Genomic DNA, 3,737 nt, shown 5'->3' on the forward strand with positions numbered 1-3,737 from the left:
TTCAGGTAGTTGTCGATCTGCCGGATGGGGCAGCGGGGGTCGTTCTCGCCGGCGAGGATCAGCACCGGGGCGCGGACTTTCTCGACGTACGTCAGCGGCGACGACTCGCGGTAGCGCTCGGGCACTTCGGTGGGCGAGCCGCCGAACAGCGACCGGTCGAAGGCCTGCAGGCCCTCCATCTCGTCCTCGTACGCGGCGAAGTAGTCGGCCACCGGCACCGCGGCGACGCCGACGGTCCAGTCCTCCGGCTGCGTGCCGAGGCCGAGCAGGGTGAGGAATCCGCCCCACGAGCCGCCGGTCAGCACGAGCGCGTCCGGGTCGGCGAGCCCGGAGGCGACCGCCCAGTCGCGGACCGCCTTGATGTCCTCGAGCTCGGTCAGCCCGACGCGGCCCTCGATGGCGTCGCGCCACTCGGAGCCGTAGCCGGTGGAACCCCGGTAGTTGACCTGGACGACCGCGAACCCGTGGTCGATCCATGCGGCGGCGGGCGGGGAGAAGGAGTCGGTGTCCTGCGCGGTGGGGCCGCCGTGGATGTCGAAGACGGTCGGGTACGGTCCCTCGCCCGGAGGGGTCGAGACGAGCGCGTGGACGCGCCCGCCGGGGCCGTCCACCCAGGCGTCGGTGACCGGTACCGAGCCGGGCGGCGGTGGGCCGGGCGGAGTCAGAACGACCGCGCCGGACGTCGACTTGATGACCGGCGGCTCGGCGGCGTTGGTCCAGGAGAACTCGACGGTGCCGTCGGGCCGGGCGGTGGCCCCGCCGATGACGCCGCGCGGGGTCTCGATGCGCTCCAGGCTCCCGTCGGCCAGGTCGTAGCGGTACAGCTCGTCGCGCGCCTCGTGGGAGTGCGAGATCAGCAGCGCGGAGGCGTCTTGGAACCAGTCGGCGTCGATCTCACCGGGCAGGTCGAGGACGATCTCGCGTTCAGACCCGTCGACCGGGTTCCAGAGGAGCGGCTCGGGGCGTCCGCGCCGCTCGTGCTGGACCAGGAGGCGGGGGTCTCCGTGCACCGGGGCGAAACCGGCCCCGTAGACGCCCTTGCCCTCGCCGTCCCACAGATCGCCGACGGTCGAGCCGTCCGGCCGGACCACCCGGAGCGCCATGTGCCGGCTGTCGCCGTGCTCGCTGTGGTTGATCGCGAGAAGCGTCTCGTCGCGGGACAGGCCGACGAGGTGCGCGTCCTCGCGGTGCTCGTAGACGGTCTCCGGCTCCGCGCCGGGGCGGCACAGGTGGATGCTGGTGCCGTGCTCACCCGTACGGCCGATGACGGCGAGACCGCTCGAGCCGATGGCCAGGCCGGCGGGGTACGAAGCGGGCAGGGCGGGCGCGGCGACCTCGTCGGTGCCGCCCTCGAACGGCTGCCGCATCCAGACGCCGAACTCGTCGCCGTCGGTGTCGGCGAACCACCAGATCCAGTCGCCGCTCACCTCGACCGCGCCCATCCAGGTGCCGTTGGCCCGGTCGGTGACCTGCCGGCGGGTGCCGGTCGCGCGGTCCCAGGCGTAGATCTCCCAGGTGCCGGTGGCGTTGGAGCGGTAGGTGCTGCGATGCGGTGCGTCGAGCGCCCAGCCGGGCAGGCTCACCCGCGCCGCGCGAAACCGTGCCTTCCAGCGTTCCTCGTTGACCATGTGCCCAGTATCGCGGGTCAGGGCAGGCCGGGGATCCGCTCGTCGGGTATCTCCCAGGTCGGGTCGGGGGTGCTCTCCCGCACAACGGCCCGTTGGCCGGGGTTGAGAGCGCGGTGCACCGCCTGGGCGACCAACTCGATGGTCTTGACGCCGTAGGCCATGGACGGGTTGTCGTGGGTGAGCACGACGATCCGGTAGCCGAGCCCGCCGTCGTCGAAGCCGCCGATGCTGTGCACCCGCCAGCCGTGGGTGGAGCGCGGCAGCCAGCCGTTCTTCACGTACACGGTCACCCCGGCGGGGGCGCCGGCCGGCACGCCCCATCGCTGGGATGGGACCACGGCGTTCATCAGCGTCAACCCGTACTCGCGCGACCGGTCGGTCAGCACGGGGTTGCGCCTGGTGAACCTGCCGAGCAACCGCATCTGGTCGGCTGCGGTGATCTGCGTGAGCCCCCAGTGCCCGTCCGCCGCGAGGACGGTACGGGTCATCCCGGCGAGGTCGAGGAAGCGCTGGAGCCGCGTGCGCCCGAGCCGCCTCCACAGTGCGGAGGCCGCGTCGTTGTCCGACCTAGTGATCATCTTGGTGGCCAGCGCGTCCTCGCGAGCGGTCAGCAGCCGGCCCTGTTCGATGGCATGGCGGAGCAGGGCGCCGAGGATGGTCACCTTCACGACGCTGGCGGAGTCGTAGTGCCGTCCGGCGCCGACCCGGCACCTGATCCCCAGCTCGCGGTCGTTGACGGCGATCGAGATCGTGCCGTACCGCCCGCGCAGCGCGTTTCGGATGTCGTCGCCGAGACGCCGTGCGGTCGCCTCGCCGGTCGCCTCGTCGGACGCCGACGTGCAGACTTCCGCCGCCGTCGCGCCGGCGGGCTGGATGCCGATCCCGGCCAGCAAGGCGCTGCCGGTCACCGCCACGGACACCGCCCTTCGCATGCGTCACTCTCCCGTCATGGCGGTCTTCAACGTGATCGATGTCACCGTAGTGATCGGCGGCGCTCAATGGGCGGAGGGCGCGATCGACGTAATGCCATACCGGGACTTGTGCCGTACGTCATATTGAACCGGATGAGAACGTCATGCGTCAGAGTCACGGACTCCGGGCCCGAGGGAATTCGGGCCCGCCTGTGTGGAGGTTGATCATGCGAAAGATGCGAAGGCTTCCGGCGGTGGCCGTGATCGCGGTACTCGTCGGCGCGGGGCTGACCGCCTGTTCCAGTGACCGGTGGTGCGAGCACGATGCGACGGACACCCGCGTCGCCGACAGCTACTGCGAGCGGAACACCCCTGGGTACGAGTGGGAATCGGGTTCGGACAAGAAGAAGTCGAAGAAGAAGGTCAAGAGCAGCAAGAAGATCAAGTCGTCGAACAGACTGGTAACTCGTTAAATAGCACCTGTCATGCGCTTAATTGTGTGAAATTCCGTGGCGCGACATCGCCCCAACGGCACTGTCTCACCCGAATACATGCGGCGGCGAGTGCGTCCCTTCATCATGGCATTGGGGGGACGTGACCGACCGGAGGCGGCGGTGATGGTGACGGACATGTCGATGGGGGGCCGGGCCGGGAATCTTCCCGCGGAGATGACGAGCTTCGTCGGACGGCGTCACGAGCTGGCCGAGGCCAGGCGCATGCTGTCGGCGTCCCGGCTGGTGACCTTGACCGGCGTGGGCGGCGTGGGCAAGACCCGGATCGCGCTGCGGGTCGCCGGCCGGCTGCACGGAGGGTTCCCCGACGGTGTCTGGCTGGTCGAACTGTCCGCGCTCCAGGACGCCGGGCTGCTGGCGCACGAGGTGTCGGAGCAGCTGAAGCTGACCGACACGAGCACCCGCCCGCACGTCGAGGTGCTGGCCGACCACTGCGCGGACCGGCGGCTGCTGCTCGTCCTCGACACGTGTGAGCATCTCGTCGACGAGTGCGCCGAGCTCGCCGGGACGCTGCTGCGGGCGGCATCCGGGCTGCGGATCCTGGCCACGAGCCGGCAGCCACTGAACATCCCCGGTGAGCGGACACTCGCGATCGCTCCGATGCGGGTGCCGGACCCGGGGCCCGCGGCGGCCCGCTGTGATGCCGTCACCCTGTTCGCCGAACGCGCGGCCGCGGTGGTGCCCGG

The 3,737-nt window shown here is 70.7% G+C and carries 4 protein-coding genes; 2 read left to right on the top strand and 2 right to left on the bottom strand.

The genetic code is table 11. From position 1 onward, the window contains the following. Positions 1-1,628, bottom strand: a 1,628-nt coding sequence (locus HKK74_RS38765) for a S9 family peptidase (RefSeq protein ID WP_187248422.1), incomplete at its 3' end; no start/stop codon positions are given. 17 nt (positions 1,629-1,645) lie between these two features. After that, positions 1,646-2,560, bottom strand: a complete 915-nt coding sequence (locus tag HKK74_RS38770) for a serine hydrolase (RefSeq protein ID WP_187248423.1) — start codon at positions 2,558-2,560, stop codon at positions 1,646-1,648. 206 nt (positions 2,561-2,766) lie between these two features. Here HKK74_RS38770 and HKK74_RS38775 point away from each other — a divergent pair, with 206 nt between their 5' ends. Next, complete coding sequence (locus HKK74_RS38775) at positions 2,767-3,012, top strand: hypothetical protein (RefSeq protein WP_187248424.1); 246 nt, start codon at positions 2,767-2,769, stop codon at positions 3,010-3,012. Positions 3,013-3,168: 156 nt separating this feature from the next. Continuing rightward, positions 3,169-3,737 (top strand): ATP-binding protein (locus HKK74_RS38780; protein ID WP_246492425.1); only part of this gene is annotated, 569 nt, incomplete at its 3' end.

Source organism: Actinomadura alba, from assembly GCF_014323705.1.
GTDB classification, from domain to species: Bacteria; Actinomycetota; Actinomycetes; order Streptosporangiales; family Streptosporangiaceae; genus Actinomadura_C; species Actinomadura_C alba.